The organism is Streptomyces sp. Ru71 (genome assembly GCF_002920535.1).
In the GTDB taxonomy this organism is placed as follows: domain Bacteria; phylum Actinomycetota; class Actinomycetes; order Streptomycetales; family Streptomycetaceae; genus Streptomyces.
Genome location: NZ_PQSS01000160.1, coordinates 1 through 2,900, shown reverse-complemented (window position 1 = coordinate 2,900; position 2,900 = coordinate 1). Strand labels below are relative to the sequence as shown.

2 protein-coding genes are annotated in these 2,900 nt (G+C 72.1%); one reads left to right on the top strand and one right to left on the bottom strand.

Translation table 11 applies throughout. The features are described 5' to 3' along the window. Positions 1–19: 19 nt before the first annotated feature. Entirely contained in the window at positions 20–757 is a 738-nt protein-coding gene (pgsA, locus tag C3489_RS37950; RefSeq protein ID WP_103786673.1) for a phosphatidylinositol phosphate synthase, read from the bottom strand. Positions 758–971: 214 nt separating this feature from the next. On the opposite strand from pgsA, the gene C3489_RS37945 reads away from it, so the two are divergent. Then, a partial coding sequence (locus C3489_RS37945; protein WP_103786674.1) for an elongation factor G-like protein EF-G2 occupies positions 972–2,900 on the top strand: 1,929 nt, incomplete at its 3' end.

Here is a 2,900-nt window from a genome sequence, read left to right as displayed (position 1 = left end):
GTCAGCCGCTCCTGGGCGCTCACTTCGCCGTCTCCCTCCCCTGCGGCTCACCGGGCGTCGCGGCGGCCGCGGCCTCCGCCTCCGCCGACTCGCGGCGCACGGTGACGACCCGCTGGATCAGCGTGACCAGGCTGCCGACGGCGACGATCCACAGGGCGACGGGCAGCAGGTACTGGATGCCGGGCACGCCGAACTTGTGCAGGCCCGCGAAACCGGCCGCGACCAGCGAGATCACCAGCCGCTCGGCCCGCTCCACGAGACCGTTCACGGCGACGGGCAGCCCGATCGACTCGCCGCGCGCCTTGGTGTACGACACCACCTGCCCGCTGGCCAGGCAGAAGATGGACACCGCGCACAGCACGTTGTCGTTCCCGTTCCCGGCGTACCAGAGCGCGAAGCCGCCGAAGATGGCGCCGTCGGCGACCCGGTCGAGCGTGGAGTCGAGGAAGGCGCCCCAGCGGCTGGAGCGGCCCAGCTGCCGCGCCATGTTGCCGTCGACCAGGTCGGAGAAGACGAACAGCGTGATCACGACCGTGCCCCAGAAGAACTCGCCCCGGGGGTAGAAGACCAGCGCTCCGGCGATCACTCCGGCGGTGCCGATCAGCGTGACCGTGTCGGGGCTGACGCCCCGGCGGATGAGAAACGCGGCGAACGGCGTGAGAACACGCGTGAAGAAAGCACGCGCGTACTTGTTCAGCATGGCCTTCCCGACTGGTCGGTGTCGCGAGCGGCCCCTGCTGGCCACCGGCTGGCCCATCGTAGCCACGCGCGCGTGCGGGTGAGGGGCGGGCACCCCAGGCCGTGTCTCGAACCGACGGGCCGCAGGTCACGGCGCGGCGGCGTCCGTCGTATGGACGCGGCGTTACGGGAGTGGAAAGCTCGAAGGACGCGGGCGTCGCCGGAGCCGCCCACACGCGGGCTCCCGCGTGTCCGCGCCCACAGTGACCTCACCGTGCACGGGAGGCAGGATCATGGGCGACAAGGCACAAACCCATCCCGGAGCCGCCGGCAGGGCTACGGCGGCCGACCACCCCGCGTCCATTCGGAATGTGGTGCTGGTCGGCCACTCCGGATCGGGCAAGACGACTCTGGTGGAGGCTCTCGCGCTGACCGCGGGGGCGGTGAACCGGGCGGGCCGCGTGGAGGACGGCGGCACCGTCTCCGACTACGACGACATCGAGCACCGCCAGCAGCGCTCGGTACAGCTCTCCCTGGTGCCCGTCGAATGGGACGGCATCAAGATCAACCTGCTGGACACCCCCGGATACGCCGACTTCGTCGGGGAACTGCGGGCCGGTCTGCGCGCGGCGGACGCGGCCCTCTTCGTCGTCTCGGCCTCGGACGGCGTGGACGGCTCGACCCGCATGGTGTGGGACGAGTGCGCCGCCGTCGGCATGCCACGCGCCATCGTCGTCACGCACCTGGAGGCGGCCCGCGCGAACTTCGAGGAGATGACCCGGATCTGCGCCGAGGCCTTCGGCGGCGACGACCCCGACGCCGTCCTGCCGCTGTACCTGCCGCTGCACGGCCCGCAGGCGCCGGACGGGCACGCGCCCGTGACCGGGCTGATCGGACTGCTCACCCAGAAGCTGTTCGACTACTCCACCGGCGAGCGCAAGGAGTCCGAGCCCGGCGAGGACCAGCTGCCGGGCATCGAGGAGGCCCGCAACCGGCTCATCGAGGGGATCATCGCCGAGAGCGAGGACGAGACCCTCATGGACCGCTACCTCGGCGGTGAGCAGGTCGAGCTGAAGACCCTGATCCAGGACCTGGAGCGGGCCGTGGCACGCGGCACGTTCTTCCCCGTCCTGGCCGCCGCCCCGGCCGCCGAGGGCGCCCGGCAGGGCATCGGCACGGTGGAGCTGCTGGAGCTGATCACCGGCGGGTTCCCGACCCCGTTCGAGCACCCCACGCCCACGGTGACGACCATCGACGGCACCCCGCGCGAGCTCAAGCCGTGCGACACCGACGGCCCGCTGGTCGCCGAGGTCGTCAAGACCTCCTCCGACCCCTACGTCGGCCGGATCTCGCTGGTACGCGTCTTCTCCGGCACCCTGCGCCCCGACCAGACGGTGCACGTCTCCGGGCACGGCCTGGCCGACCGCGGCCACGAGGACCACGACGTCGACGAGAAGATCGGCGCCCTGTCGACCCCGTTCGGCAAGCAGCAGCGGCCGGTGACGCACGCCGTCGCGGGCGATCTGGTGTGCGTGGCGAAGCTGGGCCGCGCCGAGACCGGGGACACGCTGTCCGCCAAGGACGACCCGCTGCTGATGGAGCCCTGGCAGATGCCGGACCCGCTGCTGCCGCAGGCCATCCAGGCACACAGCAAGGCCGACGAGGACAAGCTCTCCCAGGGCCTGGCCCGGCTGGTCGCCGAGGACCCGACGATGCGCCTGGAGCAGAACCAGGACACCCACCAGGTCGTCCTGTGGTGCCTGGGCGAGGCGCACGCCGACGTCGCGCTGGAGCGGCTGCGCACCCGTTACGGGGTGCAGGTCGACGTCGTACCGCACCGGGTGTCCCTGCGGGAGACCTTCGCGAACAGGTCGGCCGGGCGCGGCCGGCATGTGAAGCAGTCCGGCGGGCACGGGCAGTACGCCATCTGCGAGATCGAGGTGGAACCGCTGCCCGGCGGCTCGGGCATCGAGTTCGTCGACAAGGTGGTCGGCGGCGCCGTGCCCCGGCAGTTCATCCCGTCGGTCGAGAAGGGGGTACGGGCGCAGGCGGCCAAGGGCGTCGCGGCCGGCTACCCGCTGATCGACGTGCGGGTCACGCTGCTGGACGGCAAGGCGCACTCGGTGGACTCCTCCGACGCCGCCTTCCAGACCGCGGGCGCGCTCGCCCTGCGGGAGGCCGCGGCCGACGCCAAGATCCATCTGCTGGAGCCGGTCGCCGAG